The organism is Methylacidiphilum kamchatkense Kam1, assembly GCF_007475525.1.
GTDB classification, from domain to species: domain Bacteria; phylum Verrucomicrobiota; class Verrucomicrobiia; order Methylacidiphilales; family Methylacidiphilaceae; genus Methylacidiphilum; species Methylacidiphilum kamchatkense.
This window is the reverse complement of record NZ_CP037899.1, coordinates 111027-131476: the sequence shown is the minus strand read 5'-3', so window position 1 is coordinate 131476 and position 20450 is coordinate 111027. Positions and strand designations below refer to the sequence as shown.

The following is a 20450-nucleotide window of genomic DNA, read 5'->3' as shown; positions in this document are numbered from 1 at the left end:
AAGAAAAAATCAATGAATAAATCGGAGAGATTTTTTTGGTGGATGCCTGTGGGTCTTTGATCGGAGTTCATCAACCGAGGTTTTGATATCCTTAAAAAGCAGATCTGCCATGTCTCTAGAAAAGCCTTCTCGGATAACGATCCGCATGACCGCGGTATTTTGTGCATTTGGAGGCATAAAATAAGCAGGGATCTGCCATCCTTTTTCTCTAAGCCGGTATGAAAGATCAAATACAGTAAATGGCTCTTCGGTCTTTATCTCAAAACAGATAACTGGGATGTCTTTGCCTCGACTGATCATATGGAATATTCCAAGGGAATCAATTTGATCAGCCAAATGGAGACTGATAGCCTGCATAGCTTTGAAAATATTTGTATACCCTTCTTTCCCTAATCTAAGAAAGTTATAATACTGGGCAATGACCTGGCTTCCAGGCCTTGAAAAATTCAAGGTAAATGTGGGAAGTTCCCCACCAAGATAATTGACTTTGAAGATGAGTTCTTCCGGTAAGGACGATTCACTTCTCCAAATGACCCATCCTATTCCAGGATAAACCAGCCCATATTTATGACCAGAAACATTTATGGATTCGACCAGAGGAAGTCGAAAATCCCATTGAAGCTCTGGGTGAATGAATGGAGCTACGAATCCACCACTGGCTGCATCGATATGTAGGGGAATTTTAACGCCATTGGTTATGGAGAAATCCTTTATCACCTCATGAATTTGTTCAATTGGTTCAAACTCTCCTGTATAAGTCGTTCCTAGAATGGCAACAACCCCTATCGTATTTTCATCTAAGTACGAAGCTACATTATCTGGATTTGTTGAGTAACTGCCTGGAACAACAGGGATCATGCGGGGCTCCACCTCGAAGTATCTACAAAATTTTTCCCAAACCACCTGAACATTGGTTCCCATAACCAGATTAGGCACGTTGGAGGAATTCCCTGTTTTCTTTTGTCTTTTTTTCCAATTCCATTTCATGGCCAACCCAGCAAGCATAATGGCTTCCGAAGAACCTATTGTTGAGGTCCCAATGGGCTTTTCATGAGCGGCACCATGAAAAAGTTTGGCAATCATCCGCACACATCTTTTCTCTATTTCAGCCGTTTGGGGATATTCATCTTTGTCTATTAAGTTTTTATCCAATGTTTCGGTTATAAGTTCTTTTGCCTCTTTTTCCATCCATGTCGTCACAAAGGTAGCTAAATTAAGTCGTGGATTACCTTCTAGCATTAATTCATCTCTTATAATTTGAGCAGCTACCTCTGGTGGCATGCCTTTTGTGGGCAGTTGATACTTCGGAACGGGCTCGACCATATCCCGCCTTGCATAAGCTGGATAAATAATTTCTTCTAGTTTGTCGTGGTTATGATTGTCGAATAGTGTATGCATGCCTTCTACCTTTTTAATTTCATCTTTTTGTTCTAAAGAGCCTTAGTAACAAAAAGAAACAAGACATTCTTTTGAATATATTAACACAGAAAAAAAAATTAAAGCTTGCTGGATTCATTCATAAGTAAATCAAGAAGGCCATAGCGTAACCCGCGGATACTGGAGGTAATGGAGTTGGCTCCTAAAACAGATAATGTTGAAAAAACAACAGCCATTCCAGGGATAATGATTTCAATCCGATTTTGAGGTAATCCGGGAACCGTGGCAAGTTTTGTTAAATCATAGCGAGAAAGCTCTTCTATTTTTTTTTGAATGGCATCTGTCTCCAGTACATAAAGATGCGTTTTCAAAAAATCTTCTTTTGGAGATTCTTGAAACATATTTGCCATGGCTGCAACAGTCCCGCCTGTTCCAATGATTTTCTGAGAGTAGTTTTTAAAATCCTTTAACTGTTCTTTTAACTGTTTTTCCAGACAAAGCAGCATTTGAGCCACAGTTTTTGTACCAATAGGATACTCTGTAATAAACCGGTCTTTGATTCGAATGGCCCCCAAAGGAAGGCTTAAAAACCGTTCTGGTTTTTTACCTTTGCCACAAATCCATTCCGAACTTCCCCCGCCCACATCAAGGACAGTTAGAAGGTTATCTTTTCCCTGAAGGGAAGGATCAGAACTGACGCCTCTATAGATGGTTTTTGCTTCGTCTTCCCCACTTAACAAAAGAATTTTATGACCAAGTACCTCTTCGGCTTCTTTTAAAAATTTTTTCCTATTTTTACTATCTCGTACGGCACTGGTGGCTGCGGCTATGCGACTGCCTACTTTTAAATTATCAGCCCGCATCCGAAGCTGTCGCAGGATTTCTAAGGTCCTATGAATGGCATCCTGAGAAAGTTCTCCTGTAAAAAAGAGCTTATCAGCAAGCCTTGTCGTATAACTCAGATGCAAAAGAAAATCGATAGTTTTTTCGTCTTTCTTCCTTGCTGTTAGAAATTTTATTGTATTGCTTCCAATATCATAAACGGCAAAATAGTTCCGGTTTTCTGAAGACTCACAAAAAGCATTTGTTCCTGAATTGTTTTCAATAGAAGGATTTTGCTGAGAAAAGATCATGCAAGTCAGTCATTGTTTGATTTGTCTTTCTAATGAAAGAACAAAGGAAGATACTTTTAATTCCTTGCTCTCTTTTTCAAGCTGCTCAGAAAGATAGCCGATTAAGGAATCTATCTTCTTTAAATCTTTTCTCCTGCCTTTTTCAGGTCTGATTTGAATCCTTTCAAGGGTTTTCAGTAACTGGCTTAATAGCTTTATTTTCTTTCGGGTATCCGCCGCATGCTTATTAATAAGAGAGATTTCTAAGGATAAATTCTCTATTTCTCTATGAAGCCTGGAAAGATAAGCAGCAACCAGCTGGTCAAGCTGGACAGAGAGCTCCGAAAGTCTTGCCCGTATTTTTTCCTCTAAAGCAGAAGAAAGCAAAGCCGGCGATAGCTCTTTCATTTAGGTTTCCTTATTTCAAAATGTAGCTTTCCATCTTTGAAGTCAACGAAAACATGGTCATGTTCGACAATCTCTCCTGCAATAATTTTTCTTGAAAGGGGAGTTTCGATCTCTTTTTGAAGGATTCTTCGAAGAGGCCTTGCTCCATAAATGGGACTGTAGCCTTCATGTGCTAGATGTTCCTTCGCGCTCTCACTGAGTTCCAATTCAATATATTTTTCACGAAGCCTGTTTTTAATGAGTACCAGCTGCAAATCGACAATCTGTTTGATTTCGTTTAAGCTCAAAGGCTTAAAAATAACAACTTCATCAATCCGGTTCAAAAATTCAGGTCGGAAAACAGCTCGTAATTCATCCATGATTTTTGTTCTAACATCCTCCCTTATGGTTCCACCCATTAAGGCCGCTTCTGTCAAATACACACTACCGATGTTAGAGGTCATTATAATAATAGTATTTTTAAAATCGACTGTTCTGCCATGGCCATCGGTCAGCCGTCCATCCTCCAAAATCTGTAAGAAAGATTGAAAACCTCCGGATGCGCCTTTTCTATTTCATCAAGCAAAACCACCGAATAGGGTTTTCTACGAACTGCTTCAGTGAGTTGTCCGCCTTCCTCAAATCCGACATAACCAGGGGGAGCTCCAATGAGGCGCGCTACGGTATGCTTTTCCATATACTCACTCATATCCAGTCGGATCATGTTTTCTTCACTATCGAAAAGCGCCTCTGCTAAAGAACGGGCCAATTCTGTCTTTCCTACTCCAGTTGGCCCCAAAAAAATAAAAGAACCAATGGGCCGTTTCGGATCTTTCAGACCTGAACGGGCTCTAAGAATAGCATCCACTACTGCATTGACTGCTTCATCTTGTCCAACAACCCTCTTGTGAAGGATCTGATCTAGTTTGAGCAGCTTTTCTTTTTCTCCTTCCAGAAGACGAGACACCGGAATACCTGTCCAACGAGAAACAATTTCAGCAATCAAATCAGGGGTCACCTCTTCTTGGATCATCCGATGTTTGGATCCGTTCCCTTCCGATATTTTTGATTCAAGCTCTTGGATCTGTTTGGTCAGGATCGGTATTTTCCCATAACGCAATTCGGCCACTTTATTCAAATCATATTCTCTCTGGGCTTTTTCAATTTCCTGTTCAGCCTTTTGTAACTCTTCCCTAAGACGCTGAAGCTCCATAATCGACCCTTTTTCTGCTTCCCAGTTGGCTCTCATTCGATCTCTTTCAGACTTTAATTCTGCGAGCTCCTTTTCTAGTTCTTCCAACCTTTTTTGAGAAGCTTCGTCTTTTTCTTTTCTTAAGGCCTCCCTTTCAATTTCTAATTGCAGCACTTTCCTTTCCAAAGATTCTAGTTCTTCGGGCATGCTTTCAATTTCAGTCTTTAGTTTGGCAGCTGCTTCATCAACAAGATCAATAGCTTTATCAGGCAGAAAACGATCCGAAATATAACGATGAGACAACACAGCCGCAGCAACAAGGGCAGCATCCTGGATTCTCACTCCATGATGGACTTCGTAGCGGTTTTTTAGACCCCGAAGAATGGAGATTGTATCCTCCACAGTGGGTTCTTCTACCAATACGGGCTGAAATCTTCTTTCTAGAGCCGCATCTTTCTCTATGTATTTTCGATACTCGTCCAGAGTGGTTGCTCCAATACAATGAAGCTCTCCTCTTGCCAGCATCGGTTTGAGCATATTGCCTGCATCTATAGCTCCTTCCGCTTTGCCCGCCCCAACAACAGTATGAATTTCATCAATGAAAAGAATAATTTGACCTTGCGAAGAACTAATCTCTTTGAGGACAGCTTTTAGCCTTTCTTCAAACTCTCCACGATATTTCGCTCCTGCAATCAATGCTCCCATATCAAGAGCAACGATCCGTCGATTCTTGAGGCTTTCTGGCACATCCCCTTGACGATTCTTTGAGCTATCCCTTCCACTATGGCTGTTTTCCCTACTCCAGGTTCACCAATCAAGACGGGATTGTTTTTCGTTCGACGGCACAAAACCTGAATGGTTCTCCGAATTTCAGCATCCCTTCCAATCACCGGATCGAGTTTTCCCAGTTCGGCAAGTTTGGTCAAATCCCTGCCATATTTTTCCAAAGCTTCATAGGTAACCTCAGGATTAGGAGAAGTCACTCTTTGGGAGCCACGAACTTCCGTAAGCACCCGCAAGAGAGTCTCTCTATCTAAGCCGTGGGATTTAAAGAGCCTAGCCACGACTGTTTTAGAAGATTCTTCGAGCATGGCCAACAGGAGATGCTCGACGCTAACGTATTCATCTTTAAGCCTTTTAGCCTCTTCTCTGGCTTTGACCAAAAGCTCGCTGAAACGTTGACTGATATAACTACCTGTGGTCGCAGCTGTCCCAGTAATACGAGGGAATTTTTCTAGTTCGTTTTCAAGCTCTTCTCGAAGCAACTTTAAAGGAACGCCGCATCTTTCGAGAATCCTCGGAACAAGGCCACCTTCTTGGGTGATTAGGGCTTCTAGTAAATGTTCAACATCTACAACTTGATGACCATACTTTGTCGCAATTGCCTGGGATTCTGCAATCGCTTCCTGTGCTTTTTCTGTAAATCGGTTCATTATTTTTCTTTTAGTCCATTATATTTTTTTTCGGAAATAAACTATTCATGCAGAAATATTTCTTTTGAAGAGGGCTTCAAATCCTAACCATACCCATCCAAAGATAAAACATCCCCCTCCAATCGGGGTAAACTTCGCCCAATAGAATGACTTCGACAAAACTAAAATATAAAGTGAGCCACTAAAAAAACAATCCCAAGAAAAAATAAAAAGAAAGGAATCCAAAAGCCTTTCCTTTGATTTCCAATAAACAAGAGAGCTAAGACATGGATAAAATGATATTGGACAGCTGTTTTCCACATTTCTATGAAATGAGATTCCTGGGCAGCAGGCTTGAGTCCGTGTGCGCCATAAGCCCCATAATAACAGCTAAACCACCTAGAAAAGCAGGAAGTGCCATTTTAATATTATTCATCGCTCAATTCAGACTGCTTGATTCTAACTAAGAAAGAAAAGAAAAGAAAAGAGATTTTTTTGCCTCATACAAGACCAAGAAGCTCACTGACGAGTAGATTGATTATGGACACTATTATTTTAACTAGAAAGATAGAGCTGGTCTGTTACCGTGGATGGTCTTTTGATTTGGAGGAGATTTATTCCTTTTGATTGAATAGATGGGGAAACAACGATGGGCTTTCAGCTTCCTCTTTTAATTTTTTGGGAACTGTTTTCTTTTTTTTATCTGATTCCATCAAGGCGAGGATTTTTTTTGCTTTCTCTATCACTCTTTCTGGGATTCCAGCAAGTTTTGCAACTTGAATCCCATAGCTTTTGTTCATGCTCCCTTGGACAACTTTTCTTAAGAAAACCACATTCCCATTTGTTTCCACCACAGCCATTGAATAGTTTTTAATTTCTGGATAGAAATCAGCTAACTTGGCTAACTCGTGATAATGAGTAGCAAAAAGCGTCAGTGATTTATTGGTCTTATACAAATCTTCCACTATAGCCCATGCAAGAGATAATCCATCGAAGGTACTTGTTCCCCTTCCTACTTCATCAAGGATTACCAAACTTCTCTCTGTGGCATTATGAAGAATGTTGGCCGTTTCGTTCATTTCTACTAGGAAGGTGCTTTGACCCATGGCTAAATCATCGCTAGAGCCTATACGGGTAAAAATTCTGTCTAAAAGTCCAATTTTGGCTCGTTTGGCAGGAACAAAAGAACCAGTATGGGCTAAAAGACAAATAAGAGCTACTTGTCTAATATAGGTACTTTTTCCAGCCATGTTGGGTCCAGTGAGTATCAAAATTCTACTATCCGGTCCAAGAAAGGTGGAATTGGGAACGAAATCTTCTGAAGGAAGACATTGTTCGACAATGGGATGTCTACCCTCCTCAATCTCTATTATAGGTTCGTCTACTATCGATGGCCTACAGTATCTTTTTTCTTGAGCTAAGGAAGCCAGGGAAGAAAAAACATCGAGCTTGTTGATCACATCGACTGTTTTTTGGAGAACAGGGATTCTAAGGCTAATTTTTTCTCTTAATTTAGAAAACAGTTCTTGTTCTAATTCATTAGCCCGATTTTTTGATCCCAGAATCTTCTGTTCAATTTCCTTCAGTTCTCTAGTAATAAAGCGTTCCACATTGGCTAGGGTTTGCCGCCTTTCATAATAAGAGGGAACGGATTTTGCCTGCGCATGGCTTATCTCTATTAAATACCCAAAGACTTGATTGTATTTGATTTTTAGAGTCTTAATACCAGTTTTTTCTCTTTCTTGCTGCTCAAAATCGATTAGCAACTTCTGTCCCTGTTCGGACAAATCTCGGAGCTCATCAAGTTGCTCACAATATCCTTTTTTGATTATCCCTCCTTCTTTTATGGAAAAAGGAGGATTTTCTTCTAGCGCCTTATCAAGCTCAGTAACAATATCATTTTCAATGGAAATGTCATGGGCCATGGCCCTTAACTTTTCATCTTGGATACCAGAAAGTAGTTCAGTAATGAGGGGTAGTCTTTGCAACGACTCTTTAAGACTTAACAGTTCCCTTGGATTCACATAGCCTTGAGAAACTTTGGAAAGAAGTCTTTCCAGATCCCCAAATTTTTTAAGGATCTCACGCAGCTGTTCTCTTTTTTGTTGATGGTTGACCCAAAGGGCTATGGCTTGTTGTCTTTCTTGAATGACATGGAGGCATCTTGAAGGCTCAGAAAGCCACCTTCGAAGAAGCCTGCCTCCTCCAGGAGTCAATGTCTTGTCTATGGCATTGAAAAGGCTTTTTCCGGATTTGGAATTGGCTTGAATGACCTCCAAAGTCTTTTGAGCAATGGAGTCAAGCCAAAGAACCTCATTATTTGAGAGCTGAAGGATTGTAACAATATGGGAAATGCTTTGATGAAGTACCTCACTGAAATAGCGAAGTAAAGCTCCTGCAGCACAAATCGCAGCAGCCATATCTCTGAGCCCAAAGCCATCTAAAGAGGAAACCTTAAAATGGGCCATTAAAAAATTTTTCGCCTCTTCTAAATCAAAAGCCCAGGGAAAATATCGGTGCACATAACATTCTTGGCTAATCCCTTCAATGATCTCTTTGCCATGCTCATTCTGTCGTATAAATAAAAATTCGGCTCCCTCCGCTAGGATAATTTCTACGGGACCATAGCGGTTTATTAGCTCCATAATCTCTTTTTCGTCATCCAGCTGTCCAGAAAGGAAAAGCCCTGTAGTAATATCCATTAAAGCAACGCCAAATTTCTTTTTCCAACGGTACAAACTCATGCAAAATTGGTGTTCTTTAGGATCAAGGTTAGCACTATAACCGTTACTGCCAGGGGATAGGATTCTGACGATTTCTCTTTTGACAAGTTGTCCAGGCTTGGGTTGTTCCATCTGATCACACAAAGCCACTCTTTTGCCAGCCTTGACCAGTTTAGAAACATACCCTTCGATATTCTCTACAGGCACCCCACACATCGGCACCCCCTGCCGCTGTGTCAATACGAGATTCAGGATCCTGGCTCCTTCCTTAGCATCATCTAAGAACAGTTCAAAAAAATCTCCTAAACGAAAGAGAAGAAGTACATCGGGAGGCAGTTTTTGTTTGATCTCCCAATACTGCCGCATCATGGGAGTCAAATTTTCTTTTTCTTTCATTTACTATTTTGGCGAAAGTTTTTTAGAATATGTTGTCACGATGCAGATTTATCTTCAACTTTTAGAAAAAGTATTAAAATTTGGTGTCCTTAAAAAAGATAGGACGGGGGTAGGTACCTATTCTATTTTTGGAGATCAGATCCGTTTTGATCTTACCAAGGGATTCCCTCTTCTTACAACCAAAAAACTTCATTGGAAATCGATCGTCTACGAGCTCCTTTGGTTTTTGAGGGGAGACACTAACCTTTCCTTCCTTCATCAAAATGGGGTCACTATTTGGGATGAATGGGCAGATAAAAACGGCAATCTTGGAAGAATCTACGGCGCCCAATGGAGAAGTTGGCGTGGGGCCAATGGAAAAACTGTTGATCAGATAGGATGGCTTATTGAACAAATCAAGAAAGATCCTAATAGCCGGCGATTAATTGTTAGTGCGTGGAACCCTTCCGAATTAGATGAAATGGCACTTCCTCCTTGTCATGTGCTCTTTCAGTTTTATGTCAACGGCCCCTATCTGTCCTGTCACCTTTACCAAAGAAGCGCAGATGTTTTTCTAGGGGTACCCTTTAACATTGCTTCCTATTCTCTCCTTACACACCTCATAGCTCATGTCTGCGGTTTGATCCCTAAAGAGTTTATTCAGAGCTTTGGAGATCTTCATCTATACACAACCCATGTGTCTCAAGCAAAATTACAGCTTCAAAGATCCCCTAGGCCATTACCAACTCTACGAATTAACCCACATCTCAAGTCCATCGATGCTGTTTGCTTTGAGGATATCGAGCTTTTGAATTATGATCCATATCCTCCAATAAAAGCGGCCGTCGCCGTCTAGTATCCTTTCCTCACCCTCTGAAGCAAAAAGGTTTCTAACCATCGCTCATGTTGTCAGAAAAAAAACTTTTTTGATGCGGTACTTGACGCCTTAGGATTTCTCTCTTGAGAACTTTTTCCTCTTGCAGCTCCTATGAGCTTACACTTCTGCCTCTCCAATAACTAGAATCCCTGCTAAAGACCTTGCGATTGCAAAACGGATTTATCCATTCATGTGAGGCTTTATAAGTAATACTTTGAAACCAGGGAATAAAACAAGAGGAAGGAAAGCTATAGCCACCTTCTTCTCATGCCTTCATCAAGCCTGGGCATAAGTTGTTCCAGACTGCTTGAGAATTAATTGAGGCAAAACTTGTCTGCGTTAATTTTTTGAAGAAGAAAAAGTTCTAAGAAATTTGAAACTTACCATTTTTCTTTGGTCCTCATCCCAAAGATGAAGGTTGAGAGTTTTCAAACTAGATAGTAGCGTCAGAGTCTTTGCTTTTTCAAAAATGGGTACGTTTTTGTGGCATTGTTCTAACAAGTAATTGGGTATTTGGGGACTTAAATGATGGACATGGTGGTATCCAATACTGGCGGTAATCCATTCTAAAATCTTTGGAAGTTTATAAAAAGAACTCCCTTCTAGAGCAACAGACTGAAAATCCCATTTTTTCCCTCTTTCCCAATAAACCTCTTCAAATTGATGTTGGACATAAAAGAGCCAAATGCCTGCAGAACCTGCAAGAAAAACAACCATTAGTTGGATAGGAATATATTTTTGCCAACCAAATAAGAATCCAAGAGCTACGCATAGGGCTAAAATACCAATATTAGTAATCAAAACTGATTGCCGCGCTTTTTTCCCAGCGTTTTTCGAAGCAAACCTGTTTTTAATAAGAAAAAGACCAAGTGGAGAAATTCCAAACAAAAATATGGGATTACGAAGTATTCTATAGATTAACTTCCGCCACCATGGAGAGGCCAAATATTCTTTGACCGTCCATGTCCACATATCTCCAACGCCTCTTTTGTCAAGGTTGCCCGCATTGCCATGATGAATGGAATGTTCCCATTTCCAATGATGATAAGGAGTAAACACTAGAATGCCAAGGAAGGTACCAATGATTTCATTGGCTTTCTTCGACTTAAAAAAGGAGCCATGGCAACAATCATGGAACAGAGAAAATATACGGATTTGGAAAGCCGCACAGAGCACAATAAGAGGCAAGACAAGAAAGACAGATACAGGCAGACTTAAATAAATGAGATACCAGAATGCTGCATATGGAATGAGTGTGTTTGCAAGTTGCCAGAGACTTTTCCATAGGGAAGGCTTTTGGTAGGCAAGAACTTTGGCTTTCCAGGAATGGATAGTCGTTTCAGGATTAGCGCTGCGAATAGGAATCTGTTGGGGAGTCATGAGTAGATAGAAAGGGGAGAAGGTTATTCAAATTGTTCGAAAATAAAAGCTTAATAAAACGATAAGTTTTTTATACTGTGATTTTATAATATAATAGCTTTTAAGCGAAAACAAAGATTTTTTCTTTTTTTCTAAAAAGAGTAAACGGTCCTGGATTATCCCGTCTCTAGCTATAGGATAGCGATCAAAAGGCCATTTTAAAGTTGTCTAATCCCATTGCCTTGGAGCTTAAAGGTAGTACAACCGCTAAGAAGAAAGTAGGGCGATATTAAACTACGTCCTGCACAGCTGTTTTAAGAAGGCACTTGTTGACAAAACGAATCAAATTTCCCGATCAAAAAAGTTAAAGGAAGATCTTTTGATGTGCTTATCAAAAAATGAATGCTTGGAATAACTTTCTTTCATTTTTTCATGAGCCCTTTGTGCCTCAACCCATCGATGCCACCGATTGGCTCGTTCGTATACAGGAAGCCCCTTTTCTATTAAGAGCTTTTCTAGTTGCATTGGGTCAGTCCCTTTCTTTAAGACCTCTAACTTCGCTAGTTCTGGAAGACTGTAAGCTTCCTTTTTGTTTCCCCAAGGCATGTAGACATCTATTGTCAATTTTGCTCCTTTCCCATGTTTTCTTATTAGCTTGCAAATGCTTGAAGCTGGAATCCTATCATCGAATTGTCCAACCATTTTCTTCCCATTGGAAAAGTGCAAAAGAAGAGTGTCCCCTTTTTTTAACGCAAGTTTTTTTTCTAAAGAATGGCTTAAAGCAAAGCTAAAAGGACCTAATCTATTATTAAAAGCTCCAATACCCAAAGCTGTATTGGTATCAATCCGATCTCCCTTATAGCCATAGGCAACGACTCTTATAGGAATTTGTTCATGCCCCAGATCATGGGAAGAAATCCTGCCTATTTTTAAGCTTTCCCTAAACTTTCTTTTATCGCTCATCTTCCATATATGATGTAGTTCGATCCTTTAACTGTCCCATCCCCTCCCTCATGATATTTCCCTCGGAATCCTCTGTCAAACTTAAATAAAGACTAAAAAGATTGCTTATAAATAAATTGTAAGAATAGCATCTTATTATTACTTGGCTTACAGATAGCTTTCCAGTAGCAATAAAGTTATGGCTTTAGCTTCACCCAAAAGAAAAACAACGACTGCCACCAAAAAAACAGCAAAAGGCACTTCTTCCAAAAAAGCAACAGCCCTCCAAAAGGATCAACAACCGGTCAAAGAGTTGGAGAAGGAGGAGAGAAAAGAGACAAAAATTAGGCTTAAAATCTTGCTTATTGCTTCTGAATGTAGCCCCTTTGCCAAAGTAGGAGGGCTAGCCGATATGATTTTTTCCTTAAGCCGCTCCTTAGCAAAGCTGGGACATGACGTAAAAGTCATTATTCCTTTTTATTCGGTTATTGATAAATCTCTTTATAATATCCGATTCCTCGGCTCTGCTTGTGTGCACATGGGCTGCAACTGTGAACATTGGATTGGATTGCATGAGACCTCTTTAGATGGGAACATACCACTTTGGCTTGTTGAATATGCAGACTATTTCAATAGAAGAGGAATTTATGATGAACCCGGTGGGGAATACAAAGACAATGCTTACAGGTTTGGTATGTTCTCCAAAGCCGTTCTTGAAATATGTAAAGAAATGGGGTGGATTCCGGATGTTTTTCATGTTAACGATTGGCAGACTTCTCTTGTCTCCGTCTTTTTAAAGATATGGCCTAATCTTCTTTCCCCATTTAAAAAATCCGCCTCTCTTCTAACCATTCACAACATTTGTTATCAAGGCAAGTACGATGCCATGGTCCTTCCTTATCTAGGAATCGATTGGAAACTATTTACTGCTGATACTTTTGAAGATTATGGCCAAATCAACCTTTTAAAAGCTGGCATCGTATACAGCGATTTTATAACGACGGTATCGCCCACTTATGCAAAGGAAATTCTCGAGCCTATTGGTGGAGCAGGACTCTCTGAAATACTTAGAAAAAGAGCCGATACGCTTATGGGTATCCTTAATGGGGTGGATATGGAGGTATGGAACCCCAAAATAGATCCTTTGATCCCAGCTAATTATGATAAAACGGATCTTAAAGGCAAGCGGCTATGCAAGGAAGCACTACAGGAAAAATTCGGGCTTCAAAAATCCACTAATGTTCCAATTGTTGGGATGGTCACACGGCTTCATGTCCAGAAAGGAATTTCGCTTCTCAAATCCATTCTCAGGGAAGCGTTAGCAACAGAAGATTTCCAGTTTGTTTTATTGGGCGAAGGAGAAAAAGAGTTTGAAGATTTTTTTAGAAGGCTCTCTATGGAATTTTCAGGGAAAGCAGCTTCCTTTATCGGTTTTTCTGAAGAATTAGCTCATCTTATCTTTGCTGGAAGCGACTTTTTCCTTATGCCCTCCCTTTATGAACCCTGTGGGCTAGGACAACTCTATGCCCAGATTTATGGCACAGTTCCCATAGCTAGAGCAACAGGAGGAATAGTTGACAGCGTCCTAGATATTCGTCAAGACCCCAGCGGAACGGGCCTTTTGTTTCATCAACCAGAAGCCTCTGCCCTTTTAGAGGTTTTAAAAACAGCTCTAGACCTTTGGAAAAACGATCCTCCATTGATCCAAACAGCTCGAATCAATGGCATGAGGAAAAATTTTAGCTGGGAGGAGTCCGCAAAAAAGTATGAAGAGCTTTACATCAGAATAGTTCAAAAAAAATATTCCTCCATTACTGCCCACAACCCCCACAACCCATACCTCCCCGCATCCCTCTTCCCATAGATCTGGAATGCATCGCTCCCATCCTATTTCCTCTACATCCAGAGATTGCGCCCGTGGTAGGCTCGTTTTTAGTTTTTCCTCTGACAGTAGCAACCTCTTGTGGGGTGATTGGTCCTCCACCCCAATTGGACCTCAGATAAGATAAAATAGAAGCGATCTCTTTGTCGTTTAATACTGTCCTCCAAGCTGGCATATTTCCTCTATATATCTCTCCATCAACTTCGATTCTTCCAGAATAACCATTTAAGACAAGCCGAATCAATCTTTGAGGGTCTCCGGTTACCCAAGAAGAATTTTTCAACGGTGGATTAGATCCTAATCCTTCCCCATTGAGACCATGACAGCTTGAGCAATGCTCCCGATAAAGCGCTTTCCCATTTTCTGAATGGGCAGAGAGATCGGCTAATGTACACAATAAAATCACAAGGAGAAAGCTTAAAGAGTTTTTGCTCCAATAGACTATTCTTAAAAGCATAGTATAAAGAACCCTATTTCTTTCAACATTCAAAACGGGTATTTTTTATAGGCTTTTCCTTCTTTTTTATTCTTTTTTTTTCTAATCTGGTTATAAAAAAAAACATTATAGAGAGCTATGCGCTATCTTCTTCCTACTGCTTGCCACTTTCATACAATCGTTGATCTTACCCATCCCCTTCATTCGAATTTTCCCATTTTCCCAGGTCAGGGCTCACCAGGTCATATATGCTTCCAAACAACCAAAGAAGACGGTTATGCTTCTAACAGATGGGAAATACCAGAACACTGGGGAACGCATTTCGATGCTCCCTTACACTATTCTAAAAGCGGCAAATCGGTTGGGGATATAGAACTTCCTGATCTTTTCTCTCCTTTAGTTCTTATCAACATTTCGGAAAATACAACCCATAATCCAGATACGCTCTTAACTTTAGAGGATATTCGACTGTGGGAAGAAAGGTATGGGGGTATCCCAGAAAATAGCGTTGTTTTGATGTATAGCGGATGGGAAAAATGGATACAAACTCCCTTTTTTTGCAATAAAAAAGAAGATGGGCTGTTGCATTTTCCCGGATTTTCTCTAGAAGCCGTTCAGTTTTTAATTCATGAAAGAAAGATTGCTGGCATTGGTGTTGATACTCTTTCTATTGATTGTGGGAAAAGCCAGGATTATCCGGTACACAAAACGCTATTAGCAGCAGGAAAGTGGGGCTTGGAATGTTTGTGTAATCTTAAGGAGTTGCCTCCAGCTGGGGCGTGGATTCTTGTGGCCACGATTCCCTTAAAAGGTGCTACTGGGTTTCCTGTACGAGTCCTTGGTTTTATCCCCTAACTGACAATCATTCATTTAGAAAGCAGTCTTGCTCCTGGCTTGAATCGGAAATAAGCCCAAGCCCACTGAATCAAAACAGCCAGTCGGTTTCTAAAGGAGATAAGAGTAATTATATGAACAAGCAGCCAAACAATCCAAGCTAGATACCCATTAAATCCAAAATTACGGAATTGAACTATTGCCTTTCCCCTGCCCAGCGTCGTCATCATACCCTTATCGAAATAATGAAACGCTCCCGGTTTTAAACAATCTCGACCAGTGCTTTTTCCCACTAGACAAGCCACTCTCCTAGATATCTCATAGGCGGCATATCTGCCCATCTGGATAGCCGCAGGAGCTACTGCGGGAACTCCAGGGACCATTGCCATATCGCCTATAACAAAGACCTCAGGATGCCCAGGTATTGTAAGATCTGCTAAGACTTTTATACGCCCATCTTTTGCTTTTGGCACGTCTAACCCAGGCAGATCCACCGCACGTACTCCCGCTGCCCATAAAATTGTCGAAGCTTCAATCATACCCCCTTTATAAAAAATCTTTCCTTTTTCGATCTTCTCTACTGGTTTTGAAACCATTATCTCTACACCCATTGTTTCTAAACGGCTGCGTGCTAATGCAGACAGTCTTTCATTATAGGAAAGAAGAATTCTAGGGGCGGCTTCCAGTAAAATGATTCGAGTGTTTGCTGGATCAATATTTCGAAAATCTTTTTTCAGCGCCTTTTTAGAAAGTTCAGCTAGAGCTCCTGCTAATTCAACCCCTGTAGGCCCTCCTCCTACGATAACAAATGTCATGTATTTTTCTCGCTCTTTAGGATTAGTTTCAATCTCAGCCTGTTCAAATGCATTGAGAATCACATTTCGAATCGAACGACCATCTCCAAGAGTCTTTAAACCCAAACAAAAAGAGCTCCATTCCTCATGACCAAAATAATTAACCCGCATTCCTAAAGAAAGAATCAAAAAATCATACGGAAGGATTCCCTTTGAACAAAAGAGCATTTTTTTCTCCAAATCTACTCTTTCAATAGTATCCATCCGCACCTCCACTTCTGGAATCCTACTCAAAATAGAGCGAATCGGCACTGCAATATCTGTAGCAGCTAATCCTGCCGTCGCTACTTGATATAGCAAAGGTTGGAAAAGATGGTGGTTTTCTTTATCGATTAAGGTGAGCTTACAGGAAAGTTTCCTTTTTTGGATCTCTTTGCCTAAAGTTTTTGCTGCCGTCAATCCGCCAAATCCCCCACCCCCAATGACAACATGAAAGGTACTCATTTTTAAATATAACAGAGAATCATTGGACCTTTCTATCAGACTTACTCATTCCTTATTCACACTGGTTTAAAGCTGATTTTCTGCTTTCTTAAGGCTAGTTTTCCTTGAAGGTCGTCTCCTTACCTTAACTTAGCATGAGCACTTCAATGGTCTTGGCTTCTTTGATGACAAAGACCCGTCCCGCTTCAAAGCGCAGCAGCCAAAGAAAAGTTCGAACATCTGCCCGTTATGCCTCCTCCCCTATTTTTTGTCGCAAGGGCAAAATAGCAAAATCGATCTTCCTAGTATTTGTTTAGGGATTGGCGAAGGAAAAATATTCAACAAAATGTGGTAAGGAGCGTGAGCTAGAGTGCAAAGCTGTGATTTTTTTTTATTTATATATGGATTTGTCGAAGCAGTCATGTTCAAACTCTACATATTCGGCCAAGAATCCACAACTCAAGCGTCAGCAGTTCAAACTCTCGTATGGAAAGCCAAGCAGCGGCTTAGATCGTCTATGGGCTGTGATGTTCTAATTCAGCAGAAGTTGCCATCGTTCGTTTTGAGACTTCTTTGGATCTACCTCTCATGTTTGTTTCTTCAGAAGCTCAGACCTCCGGAGCTGTCACCTCGATCCTTCGACCAAAGCGCTACCCTGATACTTGTTCCGGGGGATTCCGGCGGGAGGTATCATTGCCGACCAGCACATCCAATTCTTGGTCTGCCGATACGCTCTCTCTGGCGACACATAATTTATCATTATTTGCAACTTCGCTGGAGAGCTTTCATCCGGATTCGATCCATCGCTGCATTCTCACTTTTACTGTTTTTTTAATTAGCACACTCCTCTCTACTCCCCAAACTCTTTTGTGCCAGGAGCAGGAAGAAGACGGAGTCGCTGTCCAACAACAAGTAATCGATCATGCGCTTCTTCCTTCTTTATTCTCGAAAAATCCGTCCAAGCCTCCGCAAGAGCCACCTGGTAATTGGTTCCTCACCTTCGGGGCCGGGTCGGCCTTTCCAGAATTTGACAGGGGAGAGATCGTCAATAACCTCACCGGTGCGGTAACGCCAATGAAGTTCAATGCCGACTTTGCCTTCACCTCGCTCTTCTCTGCCGGCTTCCGCTGGTTCGACCTGCGACGCTGGGGTCATTGGTCCTTCGATGTGGGATTTCTTGGCGCCTATCTTGGGACGGGGACCTCTGCTTTGTTACAGAGGGATCAAACCAATTTAGGCTTCCTGGGTCTTGGAGGCTCCGTTGGCTACCGAATCGGACAGGATCGATTCGAACCGTTTGTCGGCTTCGCCGGAGGTGGGGCGATCGTGAACGTGGAATCGACAAGCGTCAATCTAGGAGAGGTTTGGGGCTATTGGTTCGCTCCGCGGGGCGGAATCCGCTATTATCTCCCAGGGACGCGTTGGTCGATAGGGATCGAAGGGATCTTCCGGTTTGTTGGAGCCCTCAATGGGTTTAAAGGCCCCTCTGCTGAATCTACTTTCAACGAGACACCGCATGCCGGCTTAGAAGGTCATTGGCTCTACGTGCCCCTCGTTCTTTTCGAGATCGGCTACCGCTTTTGAACCTTATCTTTCCCCTAGCCTTTTAGCTTGGATATTTCAGAGTTGCTTCCGAAGTAAAGCGTTTTGCCGATGCAACTCGGCGACCGGATAGCCTATGGAACGGGCAGACTCAAGCCAGTTAAAAGGAAATAGGGTTTCTTGGAGGAAACAGAGGCTTTCTTCTTTCTTCCCCAGCCCAAAGATGTAGAGAGGGCGCAGCCCCACTCTGGCGACGGTTCGTTTTGCTCGATACGCAATAGGCTTCCCGCACGAAGGTTGGACACTCGAGCTTTTGGCAAGCTTATCATAGTCGGGAAAATTTGAAAGAGAAAAGATTGAGCCAAAAGCTTTTAAAATAGAAATTGGAACTAAGGGATCGGCTGAGGGCAGCAAAGCACTTTGGAGATCTCTTTGGTTAGGCTCTCCTTAAGCCTCAGGGCTTTTATCCGCACCTTAAAACAATACTTTATTTATTCGCTTGGAAGCGAATCGTCAAGTTTTCCAACAAGCCATGCCAATAGGGCTTTTTGCACATGCAGCCTGTTCTCTGCCTGGGTATATATGTCTTCTGCTCTTTCCTTGAATAATTCAGTAGAGATCTCTTTATTGCGATACGCTGGCAGACAATGGAAAACCAACACGTCTTTAGAAGCAACTTTCACAGCATGTTCGTTGAGCTGATAGCCAGAAAAGTCGACCTGTCGTTTCTGCATCTCTTCTTCTTTACCCATAGAAGTCCAAACATCTGTATAAAGAAGCGAAGCATCCTGGCAGGCTTCCTCGATCGAAGTGGTATTTGTGACAAAAGGATTATCGATGGGTGAAAAATAGAGTGGGGGAGCAGCAATCGAAAGATTAAACCTAAAGATTTCGGCAGCCAATGCCCAGGATCTAGCAACATTACAACAGCCATCCCCTACAAATGCAATTTTTTTTCCTTCTATCGATCCTCTTTTTTCTTCATAAGAAAAGATATCTGAAAGGACCTGACAGGGATGCTCTTCGTCTGTTAGAGCGTTGACGACGGGAATGTTCCCATAGAGGGCAAAAAGTTCTAGTTCTTTCTGCGAAAAAGTTCTCATGATGATACCGTGTACCATTCTTCCAAAAACTTGCGCGGTATCTTCTATCGACTCTCCACGAGATAATTGCAGATCTTGACTGTTGAGAAAAAGGGCTTCTCCTCCAAGCTCCCGGACCGCCACTTCAAATGATAAACGGGTTCGAGTAGAAGGCTTTCTAAAAATCAAAGCCCAAGTCTGGGAGCTCAAAAAAAAGAGAGCATTTTTGCCTCTGTTTGTTTTGAATTCCGAAGCTTTTTTAAAAATCAATCGTGCTTCTTTTTCGCTGATATCTTTGATAGAAAGAAAATGGCGTAGCGGCTTCATAGAATTAACCCTTTCCGACGCTTATCGAAGTGGCTGAAGGTTCCATTAATCTTATCCTTTTCAATTACAAAAGCTTGTCTTTATAACACAGAAAACAAAAATTGCTTTAGAATGCTTTCTGCCTCTTGAATCTGCTCAAAAGAAACATTCAGTGGAGGCAACAACCTTATTGTATTGCCGCTTGAGGGGGCTACAAGAAGACCTCTTTCCAGTAAAGCTATGGCTGCTTGAAAAGAAGGAACCGATAGTTCCAGTCCAAGCATTCCGCCCATCCCTCTAACTTCTTGCAATAGGCTTTGAGGCTTTTTTTCTAGTTTCTTAAGAGAAGAAAGAAGATAGTTCCCCATTGCTAGGATATTTTTGTTAAAGCCTTTTCTTTCAATCTCTTCCAGCACAGTGAGAGCCACATGACAAGCCAAAGGAGAACCACCAAAGGTTGTCCCATGTGATCCTTCATCCAATACATCGCAATATTCACTGTTAATCCAACTAGCTCCTATTGGGAAGCCTCCTCCTAATCCTTTAGCGAGGGATACCCCATCAGGAAGAAGGTTTTGATAAGTCATTCTGTCAGCGACCAGGCTCTGCCATGCAAGAAACTGACCTGTGCGCCATATCCCAGATTGGATTTCATCGATAAAAAAAGAATTTTTTTCTTCCAACAGATCTGCCTTATCTCAATTAAATCCTGGGATGGAAAAACATGCACCCCACTTTCCCCCTGAATAGGCTCAACAATAAGGGCTATCGTCTGTTCTGAAAGAAATTCTACAAACTCTTTAGCCCCTGCCTTTGGTATCGTTCGAAATCCAGGTATTGGAGGACCAAAGCCTTTTTTGATTCTTTGCTGTCCTGTTGCAGCTATTCCAGCCAAGGTTCTACCATGAAAGGAGCCTTCAAAAGAAAGAATTTCAAATCTATTCGAAGACTCTCCATATCTTCTAGCTACTTTAAAAAGACATTCATTGGCTTCGGCTCCGCTATTTGAAAAAAATACTTTACCTTGGCCAATAAGAGAAACAATTTTTCGAGAAAGCCTCCAGGCAGGCTCATGAAAGTAGAGATTAGAGCAATGGATGAGTTTTCCCGATTGGTGCTGCAAAGCTTCCCGAATAACCGGATGGCTATGGCCTAAAACATTAACAGCAATGCCACCAGTAAAATCCAAATATTTCTTGCCTTTGATATCCCAGAGATAACTTCCTTCCCCATGATCTACCACCAGTGGCAGTCTGCGATAGCTAGGAACTATATGTTGTTGATATCCATCAAAAATTAATTGTTCTTCGCTAATTTCCTGCATTTATTCTTAAC

18 protein-coding genes and 1 pseudogene are annotated in these 20450 nt (G+C 41.4%); 4 read left to right on the top strand and 15 right to left on the bottom strand.

Annotated elements, in window-relative coordinates; genetic code table 11:
- Nucleotides 1-9: 9 nt before the first annotated feature.
- The 6 genes and pseudogenes from kam1_RS00620 to mutS form a co-directional block, all read right to left on the bottom strand.
- Nucleotides 10-1398, bottom strand: coding sequence for a glutamate decarboxylase (locus kam1_RS00620; RefSeq protein WP_039722154.1), 1389 nt, complete (start codon nucleotides 1396-1398; stop codon nucleotides 10-12).
- Between the two features lie 98 nt (nucleotides 1399-1496).
- Nucleotides 1497-2510, bottom strand: coding sequence for a Ppx/GppA phosphatase family protein (locus tag kam1_RS00615; RefSeq protein WP_143958152.1), 1014 nt, complete (start codon nucleotides 2508-2510; stop codon nucleotides 1497-1499).
- Nucleotides 2511-2519: 9 nt separating this feature from the next.
- Nucleotides 2520-2897, bottom strand: coding sequence for a hypothetical protein (locus tag kam1_RS00610; RefSeq protein WP_039722153.1), 378 nt, complete (start codon nucleotides 2895-2897; stop codon nucleotides 2520-2522).
- Nucleotides 2894-5501: pseudogene (clpB, locus tag kam1_RS11170) on the bottom strand (ATP-dependent chaperone ClpB). Before clpB ends, kam1_RS00610 begins: the two are co-directional and overlap by 4 nt.
- Nucleotides 5502-5662: 161 nt before the next feature.
- Nucleotides 5663-5803, bottom strand: a complete 141-nt coding sequence (locus kam1_RS10280) for a DUF423 domain-containing protein (RefSeq protein ID WP_244946096.1) — start codon at nucleotides 5801-5803, stop codon at nucleotides 5663-5665.
- A 291-nt stretch (nucleotides 5804-6094) separates the two neighbouring features.
- Nucleotides 6095-8599, bottom strand: coding sequence for a DNA mismatch repair protein MutS (gene mutS, locus kam1_RS00595; RefSeq protein ID WP_143958151.1), 2505 nt, complete (start codon nucleotides 8597-8599; stop codon nucleotides 6095-6097).
- Nucleotides 8600-8639: 40 nt separating this feature from the next.
- On the opposite strand from mutS, the gene kam1_RS00590 reads away from it, so the two are divergent.
- Nucleotides 8640-9434: a thymidylate synthase gene (locus kam1_RS00590; protein WP_039722176.1), complete on the top strand. Its 795-nt coding sequence runs from the start codon at nucleotides 8640-8642 to the stop codon at nucleotides 9432-9434.
- Nucleotides 9435-9794: 360 nt separating this feature from the next.
- Here the strand turns inward: kam1_RS00590 and kam1_RS00585 are convergent, their stop codons facing one another.
- Together kam1_RS00585 and kam1_RS00580 are read right to left on the bottom strand one after the other, a co-directional pair.
- Nucleotides 9795-10835, bottom strand: coding sequence for a fatty acid desaturase family protein (locus kam1_RS00585; RefSeq protein ID WP_039722151.1), 1041 nt, complete (start codon nucleotides 10833-10835; stop codon nucleotides 9795-9797).
- Nucleotides 10836-11156: 321 nt separating this feature from the next.
- Complete coding sequence (locus tag kam1_RS00580) at nucleotides 11157-11777, bottom strand: hypothetical protein (protein ID WP_039722150.1); 621 nt, start codon at nucleotides 11775-11777, stop codon at nucleotides 11157-11159.
- A 178-nt stretch (nucleotides 11778-11955) separates the two neighbouring features.
- On the opposite strand from kam1_RS00580, the gene kam1_RS00575 reads away from it, so the two are divergent.
- Nucleotides 11956-13620 carry a glycogen synthase gene (locus kam1_RS00575; RefSeq protein ID WP_143958150.1) on the top strand — a complete coding sequence of 555 codons (1665 nt, stop codon included), beginning with the start codon at nucleotides 11956-11958 and terminating at the stop codon, nucleotides 13618-13620.
- Here kam1_RS00575 and kam1_RS00570 read toward each other — a convergent pair.
- Nucleotides 13568-14044, bottom strand: coding sequence for a c-type cytochrome (locus kam1_RS00570; RefSeq protein WP_039722175.1), 477 nt, complete (start codon nucleotides 14042-14044; stop codon nucleotides 13568-13570). The genes kam1_RS00575 and kam1_RS00570 overlap by 53 nt on opposite strands.
- Nucleotides 14045-14212: 168 nt before the next feature.
- Between kam1_RS00570 and kam1_RS00565 the strand changes: the two genes are divergently transcribed.
- Nucleotides 14213-14929: a cyclase family protein gene (locus kam1_RS00565; RefSeq protein ID WP_039722148.1), complete on the top strand. Its 717-nt coding sequence runs from the start codon at nucleotides 14213-14215 to the stop codon at nucleotides 14927-14929.
- Nucleotides 14930-14940: 11 nt separating this feature from the next.
- Here the strand turns inward: kam1_RS00565 and kam1_RS00560 are convergent, their stop codons facing one another.
- Entirely contained in the window at nucleotides 14941-16206 is a 1266-nt protein-coding gene (locus kam1_RS00560; RefSeq protein WP_039722147.1) for an NAD(P)/FAD-dependent oxidoreductase, read from the bottom strand.
- Nucleotides 16207-17035: 829 nt separating this feature from the next.
- Nucleotides 17036-17164, bottom strand: a complete 129-nt coding sequence (locus kam1_RS10940) for a hypothetical protein (protein WP_268747092.1) — start codon at nucleotides 17162-17164, stop codon at nucleotides 17036-17038.
- A gap of 188 nt (nucleotides 17165-17352) precedes the next feature.
- Between kam1_RS10940 and kam1_RS00555 the strand changes: the two genes are divergently transcribed.
- Nucleotides 17353-17769, top strand: coding sequence for a hypothetical protein (locus kam1_RS00555; protein WP_143958149.1), 417 nt, complete (start codon nucleotides 17353-17355; stop codon nucleotides 17767-17769).
- A 36-nt stretch (nucleotides 17770-17805) separates the two neighbouring features.
- Here kam1_RS00555 and kam1_RS00550 read toward each other — a convergent pair whose 3' ends face one another.
- From kam1_RS00550 to kam1_RS10930, 4 genes are all read right to left on the bottom strand, one after another.
- Nucleotides 17806-18141 carry a hypothetical protein gene (locus kam1_RS00550; protein ID WP_039722146.1) on the bottom strand — a complete coding sequence of 112 codons (336 nt, stop codon included), beginning with the start codon at nucleotides 18139-18141 and terminating at the stop codon, nucleotides 17806-17808.
- Nucleotides 18142-18218: 77 nt separating this feature from the next.
- Nucleotides 18219-19136 (bottom strand): ornithine carbamoyltransferase, encoded by a 918-nt coding sequence (gene argF, locus kam1_RS00545; protein WP_143958148.1) that lies wholly within the window; start codon nucleotides 19134-19136, stop codon nucleotides 18219-18221.
- An 80-nt stretch (nucleotides 19137-19216) separates the two neighbouring features.
- Nucleotides 19217-19798, bottom strand: coding sequence for an aminotransferase class III-fold pyridoxal phosphate-dependent enzyme (locus kam1_RS10935; RefSeq protein WP_276507623.1), 582 nt, complete (start codon nucleotides 19796-19798; stop codon nucleotides 19217-19219).
- Nucleotides 19699-20439, bottom strand: a complete 741-nt coding sequence (locus kam1_RS10930; RefSeq protein ID WP_276507622.1) for an aspartate aminotransferase family protein — start codon at nucleotides 20437-20439, stop codon at nucleotides 19699-19701. Before kam1_RS10930 ends, kam1_RS10935 begins: the two co-directional genes overlap by 100 nt.
- Nucleotides 20440-20450: the final 11 nt, after the last annotated feature.

Bases quoted from the DNA above. Each gene is read 5' to 3' on its own strand.
- kam1_RS00620 (WP_039722154.1), bottom strand. From the start codon at position 1,398: ATGCATACACTATTCGACAATCATAACCACGACAAACTAGAAGAAATT.
- kam1_RS00615 (WP_143958152.1), bottom strand. From the start codon at position 2,510: ATGATCTTTTCTCAGCAAAATCCTTCTATTGAAAACAATTCAGGAACA.
- kam1_RS00610 (WP_039722153.1), bottom strand. From the start codon at position 2,897: ATGAAAGAGCTATCGCCGGCTTTGCTTTCTTCTGCTTTAGAGGAAAAA.
- kam1_RS10280 (WP_244946096.1), bottom strand. From the start codon at position 5,803: ATGTGGAAAACAGCTGTCCAATATCATTTTATCCATGTCTTAGCTCTC.
- mutS (WP_143958151.1), bottom strand. From the start codon at position 8,599: ATGAAAGAAAAAGAAAATTTGACTCCCATGATGCGGCAGTATTGGGAG.
- kam1_RS00590 (WP_039722176.1), top strand. From the start codon at position 8,640: ATGCAGATTTATCTTCAACTTTTAGAAAAAGTATTAAAATTTGGTGTC.
- kam1_RS00585 (WP_039722151.1), bottom strand. From the start codon at position 10,835: ATGACTCCCCAACAGATTCCTATTCGCAGCGCTAATCCTGAAACGACT.
- kam1_RS00580 (WP_039722150.1), bottom strand. From the start codon at position 11,777: ATGAGCGATAAAAGAAAGTTTAGGGAAAGCTTAAAAATAGGCAGGATT.
- kam1_RS00575 (WP_143958150.1), top strand. From the start codon at position 11,956: ATGGCTTTAGCTTCACCCAAAAGAAAAACAACGACTGCCACCAAAAAA.
- kam1_RS00565 (WP_039722148.1), top strand. From the start codon at position 14,213: ATGCGCTATCTTCTTCCTACTGCTTGCCACTTTCATACAATCGTTGAT.
- kam1_RS00560 (WP_039722147.1), bottom strand. From the start codon at position 16,206: ATGAGTACCTTTCATGTTGTCATTGGGGGTGGGGGATTTGGCGGATTG.
- argF (WP_143958148.1), bottom strand. From the start codon at position 19,136: ATGAAGCCGCTACGCCATTTTCTTTCTATCAAAGATATCAGCGAAAAA.
- kam1_RS10930 (WP_276507622.1), bottom strand. From the start codon at position 20,439: ATGCAGGAAATTAGCGAAGAACAATTAATTTTTGATGGATATCAACAA.